We start from the raw sequence: 16,140 nt of genomic DNA, 5'->3' as shown, positions 1-16,140 counted from the left end.
AATTTATAAGCGTATTTTCAATGACATATGACGGTTTCACTTGTATCACCGTGATAAATCACAGTCAAGAAGCTGCCTGAGTGACATAAAAAAAGGCCTCATTACGAGGCCTTATTAGAAATATTCGGGTCCAGAACAATGACCTGTCTTGATGGCCATGGGCTGTTATCAACCCGGCACCTCCACCAGTGGCGGTTGGGCATGGGCTACCTGGCTAGTGTGGGGATGCACAGGCTCGCAATAGGGAATGCGACTGAGCACCGGCGCCTTGATAAGGGCTGCCAGCTGATCGGTGCGGCGCAGGCTGGTATCCGCCAGTTCAATCAGCAGGGCCAGACCGCAGCCGAGCCCCAGGCCCCCCACCACGCCGGCAATCAGAAACAGCCAGAGCGGGTAGTTGCTGGGCTTGCTCGGGGCGAAGGGCTTGTCGATCACCTTGATCCGCTCGCTCGGCTCGAAGCTGCCCAGCGCCCCGGTCACCTTGGCCTTCTCGTAGCGCAGCAGCAGATCCTGATAGAGGGCCCGCTTGACCTCTAGGTCCCGCTCCAGCTCTGCCAGCTGGCTCTCCGTCTCCCCCTGGGAGGCCACTACCCTGGTCAGTTCGTCGAGCTGGCGCTTCAACCCTGCGGCCGTCTGCTCGGCTTCGGCGAGCTGCGCCCTGGCCTGCTCCCACTCGGGGCCCGTGGCCGCCTCGGGCTGGCTCTTGAATCGCGCCAGCTCCTGTTGCAGCTGCTCAATCTGGTAGAGGAGGCTCTGCACCTTGCTGTGCTCGTCGCTGTAGCGCACCCGCAGCAGCGCCAGCTCGGTCTGCATCTGCTGCAGCTTCTCCTCCAGGCTGCGAGCCGTCGGCCCCTCCTGCCCGCGGGAGAGCTGCTCGACCCGGGCCTTGGCCTGCTGCAGCTGGATCAGGCTCTCGGCGTGGCGCTCTTTCAGGCCGTAGAGCCGGGCCGCATTGGCATTTTGCTGATCCGGCAGGGCGCTGGCGTGCTCGCGCTTGAAATCCGCCAGCAGCTGTTCGGCCCCCTGCAGCTCGCTGCGCCGGCTGTCGAGCTGGCTTTGCAGGAAGCGCTCGGAGGACTCGGCCGACTGGCGCCCCTTGTTCAGCAGGTTATAGAAGAAGCGGCGCGACACGGCCTCCAGCAGGCCGGCGCTGCTCTCTGCCGAGTCGGCTTTTACCTTCAGCTCGATCACCTCGTCCCCGATAAGGCGAATGGAGACGGACGCGGAGAGCCAGTCCATGATGGCGTCGCGCTTGGCGGGCGGGGTGTTGTCATCCACCAGCTTGCGGTCCCGCGCCACCCCGTCCATCACGTAGCGGCTGCGCAGCATGGCCTCCAGCACCGCGAAGCGATCCTTGAGGCTCTCCTGGGTGATCAGATCCTTGAGGGTCGGTGTCTGATTGGAGTCCTGCGGCACCATGAAGGTGGTGCGGCTCTCGTACACCTTGGGGCTCAGCACACCGATCGCCATCCCCACCAGGGGCATTATCAGCGCCGGCATCAGGATGAGATAACGGCGCCGCCAGGCGGCGAAGAGGATGATATGGAGGTTGTAGTAGAACTGGACCGGCATGGCGTCACTCCCCACAAGACAGACATGGCATAGCGCCACAGGCAGGAGCACTGCAAGGGCAATGCCAGACATCAAGCACCGTTCGACGCCGCACTCCGGCGCGGGTGGTACAGGATTCGCATAGCCATGGTCACGGAGCCCAGGCTCCGACGCCCAGGATGGCCCAGCGAATGTCCAGAGGAGAGCACCATGCCAATCCCAATGTCCGTCTCTGCCAGCACCGCTATCGTGCAAGTCGTCCAGCATCTGCAGCCCGGGGGGCTGGAGACCATGGTGCTCAACCTCAGCCAGGCCAACGAGTGCTACCAGCCCATGCACATCGTCTCCCTTGAGGGGAGCAAGGAGGCGCTGCTCGCCGCCTGGCCCGCCCTGGCCCCGTTCGCCGCGCGGATCCACTGTCTGGACAAGCCCGCCGGCTGGTCGCTGGCCACCCTCTATCGCCTCATCCGCCTGTTGCGCCAGCTGCGCCCGGCAGCGGTGCACACCCACCATCTGGGTCCGCTGCTCTATGGCGGGCTGGCCGCCCGACTGGCCCGGGTGCCGACCCTGGTGCACACCGAGCACGACGCCTGGTATCTCGACGATCCCCGCCAGCGTCAGCTGGCCGGGATCGGGCTTCGCACCTTCAAGCCCACCCTGGTGGCGGACGCCGCGCCGGTGGCGAGCCAGCTGCAGGCCCGCCTCGGCAATCTCTCCCCCCTGGTGATCCCCAACGGCATCGACGAGAGACGCTTTGCCCCCGGCCCCGCCGAGCTGGCACGCCAGGCCCTGAGACTGCCCCTGGGGGTGAGGCTCATCGGCTGCGCCGCCCGCCTGGAGACCGTCAAGGGCCACAGCCTGCTGCTGGAGGCCATGGCGCACCTCTCCCCCGAGGTGCATCTTGCACTGGCCGGGGTGGGCAGTTTGCAAAATGCATTGCAGCAGCAGTGCCAGCAGCTGGGCATAGCCCATCGGGTCCACTTTCTCGGTCTGGTGGAGCAGATGCCCCGCTTCTATCAGGGGCTGGATCTCTTCTGCCTGCCGTCGCTGGCGGAAGGCATGCCCCTGTGCGTGCTGGAAGCCCAGGCCTGCGGCGTGCCCGTGGTGATGAGCGCCGTGGGGGCCGCCGCCGATATCGTCTGCCCGGCCAGCGGCCAGCTGCTCGAAAAACGGGATCCCGTCCTGCTCGCGCAACTTCTGGCACAGGGGTTGCTCGACTCCCATGGCCTGCGCGCCGTCACCCGCGCCTTTGTCTGCGAGCAGGGCAGCCTGAGCCGGATGGCGCAAGCCTATCAGGCGCTGTATGTCCGTTGAATCGACCCTAGCGCCAAGGCGCGTCAACGAGTAACAAAGGAGTGTCCCATGGAGTGGCTCATGATCCTGTTCTGGCTGTGTGCGGCTCTGGTGGTGTACCACCATGTCGGCTATCCCCTGCTGCTCAGCTGCCTCGGCAAGCGGGCCAGCGCGCAGCTTCACCGGCCGGCGCCGAGGCAGCGCGATTTTCGGCAGGCGCCTGACGACGCGGCCCTGCCCGCCATCACCCTGGTGATGCCCGTCTACAACGAGGCGGTGACCCTGGCAGCCAAGCTGCAGAATCTGGCCAGCCTCGACTATCCGGCCGACAAGCTGGAGGTGCACCTGCACTTCGATGGCTGCACCGACGACAGCTACCCCATCGCGCTGTGCCAGCTCGGGGATCCCGCCTTGCAGCAGCTGCGGATCCGGCTGTTCGATCACTCCCGCAATCGCGGCAAGGTGGCGGTGCTCAACGAGGCCATGACCCAGATAGACACTCCCCTGGTGGCCTTCAGCGATGTGTCGGCCCTGCTGCCCATCGACAGCCTGCTGCTGGCCGCCGCCCACTTCCAGGATCCCGCCATCGGCGTGGTGGGCGAGGCCTATCGCTTCTGGCAGCCGGGCTCCCAGGGGGAAGAGAGCTACTGGCGCTACCAGAGCCAGATCAAGCTGTGCGAATCCGCCCTTGGCAGCATGCTGGGAGCCCACGGCGCCTTCTACGTGATGCGCCGTGACTGCCTGGCCCCGCTGCCGCCCGACACCATCAACGATGACTTCATCCTGCCGATGCAGGCCATCGCCAGGGGCTACAAGGCGGTGTACGACAACCGCTGCGCCGCCCTGGAGCTGGAAGTCTCCGATGCCATGCTGGAGTCGGTACGCCGGCAGCGCATCGGCGCCGGCAACACCCAGCAGCTGCTCAGACTGCTGCCCCTGCTCCACCCCAGATTCGGCTGGGTGGCATTCAACTTCGCCAGCGGCAAGGGCTTGCGGGTGCTCATGCCCCTGTGCCTGACCCTGCTCTGGCTGTGCGCCATTCCGCTCGCCATCCACTCGCCCCTGTTCATGGCGCTGCTGGCCGCCCAACTGCTGGGTTATGCCCTGGTGATGCTGATCCAGTTCGCCCCGGTCCATCCCTGGCCCAACCTGCTTCGCAAGATCCACTATCTGGTGCTCGGACACTGGTACAACGGCATCGGCACCCTGCGTTACGGCCTGCGGATGCGGGCACGCCCCACTGCACAGGAGAAAGCAGCATGAAACATCCCATCCCCAAAATGACCCTGGTGATCAAGCGCGCCATGGATCTGGTCGGCGCCAGCCTCGGCCTGCTGCTGACCTTGCCCCTGTGGCCCCTCATCATGCTGGCCATTCGTCTCGACAGCCCGGGCCCGGTGTTCTTTCGCCAGCTGCGCATCGGCCGCAGCCACGCCAGCCACACCGAGCTCTTCTTCATGATCAAGTTTCGCACCATGCGGGCCGATGCCGAGGCGGGCACGGGGCCGGTTTGGTGTGGCAAGGCCGACAGCCGGATCACCCGCAGCGGCAACTTCCTGCGCAAGACCCGGCTCGACGAGCTGCCCCAGTTCCTCAATGTGCTCAAAGGGGAGATGTCGCTCATCGGGCCCCGGCCGGAGCGCCCCGGCATCGCCAACCGGCTGGAAGACGCGGTGCCCTTCTTTATCGAGCGCACCTATGAGGTGACTCCCGGCATCACCGGGCTGGCCCAGGTCAATCAGGGCTATGACGAATCCCTGGATGACGTGCGCAGCAAGCTCGCCTTCGATCTCGCCTACTCCCTCGCCCTGCTCCACCCCTGGCGCTGGCTGGTGCAGGACGTGCAGATCATCGGCAAGACGGTCGCCATCATGGTGGGCCGAAAGGGGCGCTGATCCCCCCCTGGTCTGTTTGCGGGCCACTGCCCTGGCGGTGGCCCGATGCTTTTCCCCCACGTTCCCCCTGCTTTTCCCATCCTGCCCCCCTTTTCATTGCCGACCGCAAGCCGCGCCCGTGGTTTGCCTCACACACATCCCCTCACCAGACAGGCGGCCATGTTCCCCCCGGGGCGGCTGGCGCCGCAGCCATCACGGCGCCCCTGACTCTTGTAACGGGGACACAGACCCCGCGACCCGCTCTCTGGCAAGGTGATGGTGTCGCGGTTCCTGGTGCCTTCGGTGTGCCGCCCGGAGGCCGGGTGCCTCGCGAACCGAGCCATCCTGCCGTTCAGCCTGGCTTTCGCCGGATAGAGGGGCAGAGACGCCAACGGGAGGATGACAGGGGAGCAGAGAACACGGGCGGTAGAGTTGGCACGAGGCCATAAAAAGCGAGTGGCCTGGCCACTCGCTGGGCTTGCTGGTTGTTTGCGGATCGGGATCAGGCGGTATAGACCGCCAGGATGTCGCTGACCCTGTGGTTGACGCTGTAGCCCCGGGTGATGGTCTGGCGGGCTGCCCGGCTCATGGCACCACGCAGCCGTGCGTCACTGTGCAGCCAGTAGTTGACGACGGCCGCCATCTCCTGCACCTGGCCCGGCGCCACCAGCCAGCCGTTGCACTTGTGGTCGATCAGGGAGACCAGCCCCCCCACCGCGAAGGTGCAGACCGGGATGCCATGGGCCATGGCCTCCAGGGCCACCAGGGGCAGCCCCTCGAAGCGGGAGGTGATGCAGAGCAGATCGATCTGCTGCCACTCATCGGCCATCTGGCGAAAACCGTGAAACGCCACCCTGTCCCCGTATTGCATGCGCAACCCTCCCATGAGGGGGCCGTCGCCGTAGAGGTGAAACTCCCCCTGGGGGCAGAGGAACGCCAGCTGGCAGAACGCTTCGGGCCCCTTCTCGTCAGAGAGGCGGCCGACGAAGGCGATGCGATTGCCCGCCACCGCCGCCGGAGTTGCCGGCATGGGCACGAAGTTGCTGATGACGGTGCTTGGCACCGGCAATCTGCGAGCGATGGGCTCGCTCACTGCGATGCACTTCGCAAAGCGCGCCGTGATCCGGTCGAGCCAGCTGTAGAATTTCAGCTTCCCCTCCCCCTCATCCCCGCTGTGGAAGGTCGACACCACTGGGGTACCTGTGCACCAGGCGGTGAGGCGGCCCAGGATCCCGGCCTTGTAGCCATGGGTGTGCAGCAGCACGAAGCCGGGCTGGCTCGCCAGCACCCGCACGAAGTCCCGGCTGTTGCGACAGACGCGATACGGCAGCCCCTGCTGCTTCAGCAGGGCGACAAAAGGGGTCATGCCGTGGTCTTCCACCAGCACTATGGTGGCTTCCAGCCCTCTGGCCAGCAGATCGCTGGCGAGGTGGGTGATGTGAACCTCGATCCCGCCGACCTGGCGGGCATCGATGGCGAGCCAGATCTGATGTGTTGGCAACATATGCGCACTCCTCTCGTGGTATCGGACCAGATACCACAGGGAGGTTGCATAGAGCGGGCCAGAGATGGGGTGCTTTCAGCCGGCAGGCAGGGCGACCAGCAGCAGGGTCATGTCGTCCGGGGCGCTGGCGGCCCGCTCGTCAAACCAGGTGGCGATCTGCTGGGCCAGCCGGACCAGTTCGGGCTCGGGGGCCAGGCAGATCTGTTGCAGCTGCGCCTCCCACGACTGGCGCTCGGCAGGATCCCGGCTCTCCAGGAGGCCGTCTGTCCAGAACAGCAGGCGCTCCCCGGGCTGGAGCTGATGCTCGCAGGTCTCGTAGTGGGGATCCGGCCTCAGGCCTGGCAAGGGGCCGGTGACACCGAGCTGGCGCATGCCGTCCGCCCCGACAAGCCAGGGCGCCGGGTGCCCCGCGCTGGCCCAGCGGATCAAGCCTGCCTCCCCCAGCTCGATGCAGAGGGTGGTGAGCAGGGTGGCCCCCAGCAGGGGATCGCTGTGGACTGCGGTGGCGAGGGTGGTCAGCAGGCTGGCAGGGGATCGCTGTTCGCTCTGGGCGGTCAGCAGGCCGCGCAGATACCCCGCATAGGCGTGGGCGAAGAACTTGGCCTCGGCGTCGTGCCCCATCACGTCCCCGAGCCACAGCACCCGATCCCGCACCAGCAGAAAATCCCCCCCGCCCACAGCGGCGGCGCGGGTCTGCAGCGCCAGCTGATAGCCGTGCAGCTGGTTGGCCGGCAGCAGGGGGCGAAGGGCCGAGGTCATGCGCTGATCCAGCTGATCCCCCCACTGGGCCTTGAGCTGGGCCGAACGCTGCAGCACCCTGAAGACCGCCTGCTGCAGCGCCTGCTTGGTGATGGGCTTGACCAGAAAATCGTCGATGCCGAGGGCACCGGCCCGGCTCTGGGTCCATTGATCCTGATGGCCGGTCAGGAAGATAAAGGGGACGCCGCGCATCTTGGGATCCTTCATCAGCTGCTGGCGCAGGGCGAAGCCGTCTATCCCCTCCATCTCGATGTCGGAGAGCACCAGAGCCGGCGGCTGGCGACCGAGCGCCTGCAGGGCGGCGCAGGGGTCGGCGTAGCTCTCGACCCGGTAGTGCTCGTGCAGATAGCCGGTGAGCAGGGTGCGCATCACCTTGTCATCGTCGATCATCGCCACCACGGGCGCCTGACTGGCACTGCCCCGGGCTCGCAGCCTCACCCGGTTGCGATCCCCCTCCCGGCTGAAGTTCACCTCGTCAAACAGCCGGTGCACCAGCGCCAGACCATAGCCCCCCTCCTGGGGCTCGTCCGGCAGGGGTGTCGCCGCCAGTGCAGGCTGGGGCCCGCCATCGTCGTCGAGCAGCAGGCTCAGACCGGATTCATCCTGCTGCAGGGTGAGCCAGAGCTGGCTCGCCGGCGGCGAGCCATGGCGCACGATATTGGTGGCGAGTTCGCTAAAGCAGAGCAGCCAGTTGGCCTGCTCCCGGGGAGGCACCTGAAACAGCGCCAACCCCTGAGCCAGGCGGGCACGCAGGTCGCGCACCGACTGCAGGGTGGCGGGGGCGGATCGCAGCCACTCTTCCATCGCGTCTCCTCAGATCCGGAAATTGAGCAGGGCGCTGCGCCGGCACCAGCGTTTGAGCCACTCGGTCAGGCGGTTGCTCGGCAGCCGGTTGAGCTCGCGCAGGATCTCGCTGGCCAGCCCAGGGTTGACCCTGTCGTTGAACACGGCCCCTAGCAGGTTGGCCTCGGCCCGGGTCAACTTCTCCACGGCGCTCTGCACCATGGTGGTCGGCGTCACCCCGGCCAGCACCACCAGCAGGGCCCCCTCACAGGCGGCGCACACCAGATCCGCCGGGATATTGCCCCGGTTGAGGGCATTGAGGGGGGAGGTATCGAACAGCACAACGTCATAATGCTCGAGCCAGCGCACCAGCAGCTGGCGCAGGGTCTCCTTGTTGCGAAAGGCCATCAGATCCTTGCCGGGTGCCGGCAGCACCGCCAGGGTCTGACCCTGATGCAGAGGCTCGGGCACGTCGTTCGGGCCCCAGGCCAGGGGGGCAGACCGGCCAGGATGGCAGAGATTGAGATCCACCAGCAGGGTCTTGAGGCCGTCCGCCTCGGCGCGCCTGGCCAGCGCCTCGCAGATGGTGCTGACCCCCTCGCCCCCTTCCGCCGAGGTCACCGCCAGGGAGCGGATCCCCCGCGCCAGGGTCGAGGCGTAGAGCGACTCCAGTTCCAGGTACTGGATGGGGATGCTCATCTCACAGGGTTCCTATCAGGGCGACGACCGAGATGGTGGTGAGGATGTCCCGCATCCCGTCCATGAAGATGGCCCAGTTGCTGCTCTTGCTGTCGGGGATGAAGACGGTGTCCCCTGCCCTCAGCACCGGCAGCTTGCTGAAATCGGGCTCCTTGGCAAAGCCGTCCAGATCGAAGGTGCGCGCCTGATCCCCCTGGCCGCTGGCCGCCATGTTGATCACCACGATTTTCTTGATGTAGGCCGAGCTGGTCGGCCCGCCGGCTTCTGCCAGCAGATCCAGCAGGGTCATGGAGGAGTTGAAGCGATAGCGGCCGGGCCGGGAGATGGCCCCCAGCACCCGTATGGTGTTCTCCTTGGGCTCGTCGAGCCAGGGACGGTTCTTCTCCGGCAGGTAGATGGAGTCCCCCGGCAGCACTTTCGGCAGCAGGGTCTCGTCGCCGGTCTCGAAGTAGAGGGCCAGATCCAGCTTGCTCACCCGCGCCGTGCTGCCGTTGCGATGGGCGATGCGCACGTTGCGCAAATCCGCGGCGGCGGTGGGGCCATCGGCGGCGGAGAGGATGTCGATAAAGCCCATCTGATCGTTGAAGGCGTAGCGGCCAGGGGCGCCGACCTGGCCGAAGATGTAGATGGAGCTCTCCGGTGACTGGCGCACCCACTGGGATTTGTTGTCGCTGGGATCGGTGGGCAGCTCGGGGATCATGATGGTGAAGCCGGCGTGGATCCTGGGCAGGCTGCCAAGGGCCCCCCCCTGATGGAGGAACTTGTCGAGATCGAAGACGGTGGGCGTCGCCATTCCCCCCTCCGCCGTCAGTATCTGCACCTTGGCGATGTCGGCCCGCTCGCTCGGACCGCCGGCGTGGGCGATGAGATCGAGCAGGGACATCTCGTCAGACCATTCATAGCGCCCGGGAATGCGCACCGCCCCCATCACCATCACCGCCCGCCCCGGCGCGACCTTGAGCCAGGACTTCTCGTTGATGTCGGTCTTCTCGGGGATGAAGATGGCATCCCCCGGCCTTATCTGGGGCAGCGCCTTCTGCATCCCCTCGGTATAGGCCTGCAGATCGATGGGTTCGACGGTGCCGTCGGTGCGCAGCAAGCGGATCTGGCGGCTCTCCGCATAGCGGGTCGGGCCGCCTGCGTTGGCCAGGATATCGAGGAAGGAGTCCCCCTCCCGCCCCTCGTAGGCGCCGGGTTTGAACACCTCCCCCATGATGTAGATGGTGCGCGCCCCCCGCTTGATCTGCTCCTCGTCCTTGGGCACGAAGATGGTGGCACCGGGAGCCAGGGCGGGCAGCAGCTTGCTGTTGCCGGAATCGAGATAGGCCTTGAGATCGAACAGCTCGGGGGCGTCCCCGTTGATCACCCGGATCCGCTCCACCCCGGCAAAGCGGGTCACGCCACCGGCCCGCATCAGCAGATCCACGATGGAGTTGCCGCTCTTGAAGCTGAAGGCTCCCGGGCTGTTCACCTCGCCAAACACCTTGATCGCCTTGCCGGTGTCGCCATCGCCCCCGGCCGCCAGGGTGGCCGCATCGAAATCGATCTGGACGTTGCCGATGAGGGGGGATGCGGGCACGAACACCACGTCGAGGGATTGCAGCGGGGGCAGCAGGGCGGCATCGCCGGTATCGAGATAGCGCTTGTAGTCGAAGCTGGAGACGCTGTCGCCGCGGCGCACCTGCATGTTGTTGAGCTGGGCCCCCGGCACCAGGCCGCCGGCGGCATCGAGCGCCATCTGTATGTTGCCGTCGGGGGCGAGATCATAGCTGCCGGGCTTTTTCACATAGCCCATGACGCTCACCAGCAGGCGTTTTTCCAGGAGCGCCACCGTCAACTGGGAGAGGTTGTTGTAGACGGGATTGAGGGCGGTGCGGATGATGGCCTCGGCCTCGGGGAGCGTCTTGCCCCCTACCACCACGTCCCCCACCTCGGGCAGGGTGATTTGCCCCTGCTTGTTGATCTGGAAGGGCTGATCAAATGCCGCCTCCCCCGGCTGCACGATTGAGAGCCTGTCCCCGGGTGCCAACAGGGTGCTGGCCAGCAAGGGGTGGGTAAACAGCAAGAAAACAAGACCAATCAATCCTTTGATAGCGCCCCGAACCATAGAGATCCTTTTTGTTCGCTACGTTTGCCCCCACTGCCGCAAGGGGAGTCCAGACCAGTTACCGCTACAACCCCCACGGGTTGTCTTTTCCAGCTGCAAACGCGCTTGTTGTAATGATTGTGCCAGCATAGCCTGACGCCAGGCGACCTCTGACCAGAGCCGGCCATGCATATCCCGAACGATGTCAACTCGTTGAGATTGTAGTAGTTTCAGCCCGGCTGGCATGCAGTCGCCCAGGTGGGCCTGCTGCAAGTCGGCCAGTTGCTGATCGAGCCTCTGTTGACGCTCATCATAACCCGACAGCAGGCGCTCTTCACCCTCATTTAACGGCAACCGGGTGGGCCTCACCTCGGCCATCCCTCCCCTGCCCTCCGGGGGCCATTGGGTACAGCCCGAGGCCAGCACGCACATCCAGAGGATGCACCCGAGTTTCATGATGTCGCCGCCATCATGCCGGAAGCGAGCATGTAAGCTTTTACGTTCTCATGACAGGGGATGGAGCGGTTGATGTGCAGCATCTCCAGCAGGTCATAGGGCTGGCCCGGGCCACAGATGAGCTCTAAATGATGCCCATTCATGACCAGGCGCTTGTGCAGAAACACCAGGGCACCGATGCCGGACGAGTCGATGAAATGCACGTCTCGCAGATCGGCGAGCACATCCCCGGCATACTCCGACAACTTCTCGAACAAGGGGCGCAGCTCGCCGACAGCCATCGCATCGAGTTCGTTTTCCAAGGCCACTACCTGGGTGTCATTCAGGGTGTAGGTCATGCTTTCCATGTTGAAGCTCCTTGTGCTGTTGCAAGACGGCTCATCGCCATGACACCGAGAGCGTTGCAAGAGCTATGCCGAACCCAGCTGACTCCATCCTTTGCTCGCTATCCCTCACCAGGGGGCACCATGGCGACCTCTCTTTTCGGGAAATTGTTACCAATTTGCAACATGACGCCGATACCTTCCTCGCAAAATGCGATGAAAAAGCGCGACACACCCCGAATGTCGGTGCTCAGGCCCCGAAAATCGCGGCATTGCTTCTTCGGCATGCTTCTTGCCCCTGCTTCTGATACCGACACCTGTGGTTCTCCTGGTGTCAGCGTCGAACGGATTCATGGAGGAAGGTATGAGACTCAATTTTTATATAGCCCCCCTGCTGGCCATTCTTTGCGCTACCGCCCAGGCGACTCCCGATCCCGACAGTGCGCAGCTCAGGGTGGAAGGCGCCATCACCCAGCCCAACTACCAGCAGTCTGCCCTGTGGGACAAGGCCATGCTGGATGCGCTCCCCGAGTACGAGATCAAGACCCACACCCCCTGGTATGACGAGGAGAAGGTCTTCCGTGGCCCCCGTCTGAGCGACCTGCTGGCCAAGGTGGGCGCCACCGGCACGCAGCTGACCATCACCGCCCTCAACGACTACTCGATCCAGGTGCCCACCAGCGATGCCACCCGGTATCAGGTGATCCTGGCCCGCAGCATCAATGGCAAACCGCTGTCGGTGCGTGACAAGGGGCCGCTGTTCCTCATCTATCCGTTCGACCAGTACCCGGAGCTTCGCAACAAGCTCTATTACGGCCGCGCCATCTGGCAGATCAGCCAGATCAAGGTGGAGTAGACCCCATGAAATCCATGGCAGCGAGTCAACGTTCCCTGCTGGTGGTGCTCTGTGTCCTGCTGCTGGCCTTTGCCGGCATCAGTACCATCCAGTACCGGCAATTCCAGGAGCTGCCGCGCAGCACCAGCCAGGGGGAAGACAACGTCATGTGGAACTATTTCCAGCTCTACAACGAGGCACTGCGCTTTCAAAATGCGCTGCGCCATGACTCGCAAGCCAAATTCCAGCTCAGATACGACATCCTGGTCAGCCGGATGGACCTGGTGCTGGAGAGCAAGGATCGCAACCTGCTGCAACACACGCCCATCTACCAGCAGGCCAGCAAGGAGATGCGCCGTTTCACTGCCCTGGCCGATCTCTGGCTCGGGCCTGAGCAGGACAAACCGCTGGATCCAGACTCCCATCAAACCCTGATCCAGGGGCTGGAGCAGCTGCTGCCCCAGCTCCATCGGCTGACCCTGGAGGTCAACGAGCAGGCAACCCTGTTCGACCTGGCCCGTCGTGACGGCGTGCGCAAGCAGATCATCATCACCACCCTGATCGCGGCGTTGCAGTTTTCCCTGCTGTTTGTGCTTGCCCTGCTGATCTGGCGGCAGATGAACCTTTCTTTCCTGCAGCACAAGATGATGCAGCAGCTCAACGAGAAGCTGCTCAAGGCCAACCGCGAGGCCGAGGCGGGCAAACGGGCCAAAAGCAGTTTCCTGGCCAACATGAGCCACGAGATCCGCACCCCCATGAACGGCATTCTCGGCATGCTGTCACTGCTGGCTGACCGCACCATGGCGCCCAGAGAACGGGAATATCTGGAGACGGCCAGGGAATCGGCCAACCATCTGCTGGGGCTGCTCAACGACATTCTGGATATTTCAAAACTGGAGGAGGGTCGCATCGAGTTGCAGCTGGTGCCTTGCCATCTGCCCAAGCTGCTGGAAGACATCCGGGCCTTGATGCAGAACAACTGCAGCGCAAAAGGGATCCAGCTCTCCCTGACCCTGGCCCCTGACACGCCGGAATGGCTGATGATGGATCCTCTGCGGGTACGCCAGATCCTGTTCAACCTGCTGAACAATGCCATCAAGTTCACCCACCAGGGTGCCGTCACTATCAGGGTGGACAGCCAAGCTCTGGACAAGGATCGCCATGCCATCCGCATCGCTATCCAGGACACGGGGATCGGCATGAGCCGCCACCAGATAGAGAATCTGTTCCAACGCTTCTCCCAGGCCGATGTCTCCATCACGCGGCAATATGGCGGCTCCGGGCTGGGCCTCGAGATCTCCCGCAACCTCGCCCGCCTGATGGGAGGGGATATCTCGGTCGAGAGCCAGGAGGGCTGTGGCAGCACCTTCACCTACAGCTGGCCTGCCCGGGTGACGACCCCCTCCATCGTCTGCCTCCCTGCCAAACCCGTGGCACAGGAGCGCTATCGCATCCTGCTGGTAGATGACAATGCCACCAATCGCAAGGTGATCGGCGCCATGCTCGACTCGGTCGGCCACCAGGTCACCCTGGCGATACAGGGGGCAGAGGCCCTGGACAAACTGGCACAAGCCAGCTTCGACCTGGTGCTGATGGATGTGCAGATGCCGGTCATGGACGGGCTGGCGGCCACCACCCATATCCGGGCCTCACAGCAGCCCTGGGCCGACATTCCCATCATCGCCCTGACCGCCGATGCCATGCCCGAATCGAAGCAATACTATCTGTCCCACGGGATGAACGGCTATATCACCAAGCCCATCAACAAGGAGACGCTGCTTGGCGAGATCAACCGGCACGTGATACGGGAACAGTTCAAGCGCAACCTCACCCGCACCACGCCAACCTGAGCAATGCGTCGGAGCTGGACGCCAGGCCTGATAGCGATATCGACCATACTGCCGCATTGACTCCCCTGATTGGAGTGAAGCAGCACGCCTGACAGATTCCCCCGCTGCTGATACGCCATCTCGAGCACTTTCACTACCAAGTCAGCCTCAGGTCTGTCAGACATTGACCCGCCGGGTATGGAGGTCAAGCACCGCCGCCAAGTCATGCCACCGACCCACACGTAAATGATATTGCCACACCTGATTGGGCTGCGGGGGAGCAAATTCACGCACCAGAAGATTCGGACTACCCGGTCGTACTGCCCTGGCGACCTTTAGGCATGAAAACCGGGTTGCCTGGACGCCAGTCCCTAAAAGACTCTCAAACACGTTTCGGGAAAAAGCTCTACCTAGCTAAAGGTTACACAGTGGGCCATCTGGCTACATGTTCAATCATTTTCACAATCTGATCCGGTTTTGCCTGAGTTGGCATCATGCCCCAGCGAGAAATTTTATCATTGCCAATTCTTAACATGCCGGTATGCGTTGCAACGATCCCATCAATAGCAGGATCAGAATTATAGAACCCCAAACGGTAGCGTACTAAATCCACCAACTCTGGCTCACCGGTCATAAATAACCAACCAGATGGTATATTATGCTGCCTAACATAATGAGACAGGTGGGATACGGTGTCCTGCTCCGGCATTATGGTTAACGAACACATCTGCACGGGGGCACCTTGCATTTTCTTTGATATTAGCCGTTGAACCTGTATGAGATTGCTAGTAGCCAATGGACATGAGCTCACGCAGTCAACATACATCATGTTCATGACCAGAATTTTGTTTTTTACGATGTCATCATAAAATTTCACCTCCCTTCCCTCGTGTGTCAATAATGAAACATTCGGTATCTTACTCGGACCAAGATAAGGCACCTTGGTGGTTTTAGATTGCGTAACGGCAATTAATGGCAAACTTGCCATGGTTCCCACAGCACCCAAACCCAATAAAAGTTGACGCCGTAGGCTGCTATTGTAGCCATCAAGATTCATCTTATGACTCCTTAGTCATTAATATAACAATGCTATCCGTCACAATAAAACTTTATCACTCTCATTAAATAACATCCCAACGGACCATCATCACATGATCCTCATGAATTAGATTATGACAATGAATAACATATTTGCCAGTGAAATCACGAAACTCCAGATAGACACGGACCTTTGAATTTGGTTCCAACACATAAACATCCTTGCGCCCTTGCTCATGGGGCGGGACTGGTACTTTGATTCCATCAATAACTTTGCTCAATATACGCCCCTCCTCAAGGTGAACATGGATAGGATGTGCCCAACCGCCAGAGGGATTTACAAATTCCCATATCTCTGAGGAGCCCTTTTTAACCGTCACTGCCGCTTTGGTTGCATCAAATAATTTGTCGTTGACCACCCACAGACCACTTTTATTTTCGAATACCCAACGCCGCACAGGTATATTTAGTCTTCTTAATTCATCCTCTGTCTTGCTGAACTTCCCAGGTAAATTCCTTAATAACATGCCGTCTTTAAGTTCCACACTGGGATCATCAACAATGCCGGGAGAAACAATGATTTTCATTATCCGTTGGCCCGGGGTTCTAACCTTACCGGGTTTACTAGTTTGTGTTTGTTCCAGTCGATTAACAAGATAAAGCTCCACAGGTTTACCCTGCGTGCTATAACGACTGAAGTCCATGATGATATCGGCTCGCTCTGCACTTCCCAATCTTATGCTCTTGGTATTCATCAGCGGATACTTAAGCAGATTGCCGTCGTTAGCGATATAGGTAAAGCTCTGTATTACATTGTATTTATCCACGATAGCCAGATCATAAAACCGGCTAGGACCAGAGTTCAGGAAGCGCATCCTGTACCTTCTTCCAACGACATCCCAAACCGGCTCTATGTGGCCATTGATGATAATTTTATCCCCCAACACACCTTCTGGGTGAAGTTGATCGTAATAGAGCATACCTTTGGAATCAAAGCGCCGATCACCAATACTGAAGGGATAGTCGTAATTACCACTGGGAAGCCGCAATGCATCAGCACTGTAATCATTTTCATTCCCTGTATCTCTTTCATCAAATAACAGATAAAAT

At 62.0% G+C, this 16,140-nt stretch carries 14 protein-coding genes and 1 pseudogene; 5 read left to right on the top strand and 10 right to left on the bottom strand.

The genetic code is table 11. The features are described from left to right. Positions 1-168: 168 nt before the first annotated feature. Positions 169-1,572, bottom strand: a complete 1,404-nt coding sequence (locus J9885_RS07370) for a GNVR domain-containing protein (RefSeq protein ID WP_210548590.1) — start codon at positions 1,570-1,572, stop codon at positions 169-171. 189 nt (positions 1,573-1,761) lie between these two features. On the opposite strand from J9885_RS07370, the gene J9885_RS07365 reads away from it, so the two are divergent. From J9885_RS07365 to J9885_RS07355, 3 genes are read left to right on the top strand one after another with little or no spacing between them, the layout of a single operon-like run. Further along, positions 1,762-2,865, top strand: a complete 1,104-nt coding sequence (locus tag J9885_RS07365) for a glycosyltransferase (RefSeq protein ID WP_246876809.1) — start codon at positions 1,762-1,764, stop codon at positions 2,863-2,865. A gap of 48 nt (positions 2,866-2,913) precedes the next feature. Continuing rightward, a complete protein-coding gene (locus tag J9885_RS07360; RefSeq protein WP_210548589.1) occupies positions 2,914-4,107 on the top strand; it encodes a glycosyltransferase family 2 protein in 1,194 nt (397 codons plus the stop codon). Further along, positions 4,104-4,739, top strand: a complete 636-nt coding sequence (locus J9885_RS07355; protein ID WP_210548588.1) for a sugar transferase — start codon at positions 4,104-4,106, stop codon at positions 4,737-4,739. The genes J9885_RS07360 and J9885_RS07355 overlap by 4 nt, the downstream gene beginning before the upstream one ends. Positions 4,740-5,220: 481 nt before the next feature. Here J9885_RS07355 and J9885_RS07350 read toward each other — a convergent pair whose 3' ends face one another. The 6 genes from J9885_RS07350 to J9885_RS07325 form a co-directional block, all read right to left on the bottom strand. Further along, the gene (locus J9885_RS07350) at positions 5,221-6,222 is read right to left on the bottom strand and encodes a glycosyltransferase family 4 protein (protein WP_210548587.1); all 1,002 of its coding nucleotides are present in this window, start codon (positions 6,220-6,222) and stop codon (positions 5,221-5,223) included. A gap of 75 nt (positions 6,223-6,297) precedes the next feature. Continuing rightward, complete coding sequence (locus J9885_RS07345) at positions 6,298-7,785, bottom strand: SpoIIE family protein phosphatase (RefSeq protein WP_210548586.1); 1,488 nt, start codon at positions 7,783-7,785, stop codon at positions 6,298-6,300. Positions 7,786-7,794: 9 nt separating this feature from the next. Next, complete coding sequence (locus J9885_RS07340; protein ID WP_210548585.1) at positions 7,795-8,463, bottom strand: capsular biosynthesis protein; 669 nt, start codon at positions 8,461-8,463, stop codon at positions 7,795-7,797. Between the two features lies 1 nt (position 8,464). Beyond that, entirely contained in the window at positions 8,465-10,570 is a 2,106-nt protein-coding gene (locus tag J9885_RS07335; protein ID WP_210548584.1) for an SLBB domain-containing protein, read from the bottom strand. 431 nt (positions 10,571-11,001) lie between these two features. Continuing rightward, positions 11,002-11,352 carry an STAS domain-containing protein gene (locus J9885_RS07330; protein ID WP_043760917.1) on the bottom strand — a complete coding sequence of 117 codons (351 nt, stop codon included), beginning with the start codon at positions 11,350-11,352 and terminating at the stop codon, positions 11,002-11,004. 98 nt (positions 11,353-11,450) lie between these two features. Next, positions 11,451-11,615 (bottom strand): hypothetical protein, encoded by a 165-nt coding sequence (locus tag J9885_RS07325; RefSeq protein WP_210548583.1) that lies wholly within the window; start codon positions 11,613-11,615, stop codon positions 11,451-11,453. Positions 11,616-11,692: 77 nt separating this feature from the next. On the opposite strand from J9885_RS07325, the gene J9885_RS07320 reads away from it, so the two are divergent. Both J9885_RS07320 and J9885_RS07315 read left to right on the top strand, forming a co-directional pair. Beyond that, positions 11,693-12,184, top strand: coding sequence for a molybdopterin-dependent oxidoreductase (locus J9885_RS07320; protein WP_210548582.1), 492 nt, complete (start codon positions 11,693-11,695; stop codon positions 12,182-12,184). A 5-nt stretch (positions 12,185-12,189) separates the two neighbouring features. After that, positions 12,190-14,013, top strand: coding sequence for an ATP-binding protein (locus J9885_RS07315; protein ID WP_210548581.1), 1,824 nt, complete (start codon positions 12,190-12,192; stop codon positions 14,011-14,013). A 47-nt stretch (positions 14,014-14,060) separates the two neighbouring features. Here the strand turns inward: J9885_RS07315 and J9885_RS19950 are convergent. From J9885_RS19950 to J9885_RS07305, 3 genes and pseudogenes are all read right to left on the bottom strand, one after another. After that, positions 14,061-14,363: pseudogene (locus J9885_RS19950) on the bottom strand (IS3 family transposase); the annotation flags it as partial. Between the two features lie 50 nt (positions 14,364-14,413). Continuing rightward, a complete protein-coding gene (locus tag J9885_RS07310; RefSeq protein WP_210548580.1) occupies positions 14,414-15,049 on the bottom strand; it encodes an SCO family protein in 636 nt (211 codons plus the stop codon). Between the two features lie 64 nt (positions 15,050-15,113). Continuing rightward, positions 15,114-16,140, bottom strand: a 1,027-nt coding sequence (locus J9885_RS07305; RefSeq protein ID WP_210548579.1) for a multicopper oxidase domain-containing protein, incomplete at its 5' end; no start/stop codon positions are given.

The organism is Aeromonas sp. SrichE-2G (genome assembly GCF_017939565.1).
Taxonomy (GTDB): Bacteria; Pseudomonadota; Gammaproteobacteria; order Enterobacterales; family Aeromonadaceae; genus Aeromonas; species Aeromonas taiwanensis.
The sequence above is the reverse complement of the archived record's forward strand: the minus strand, read 5'-3'. Positions and strand labels throughout refer to the sequence as shown.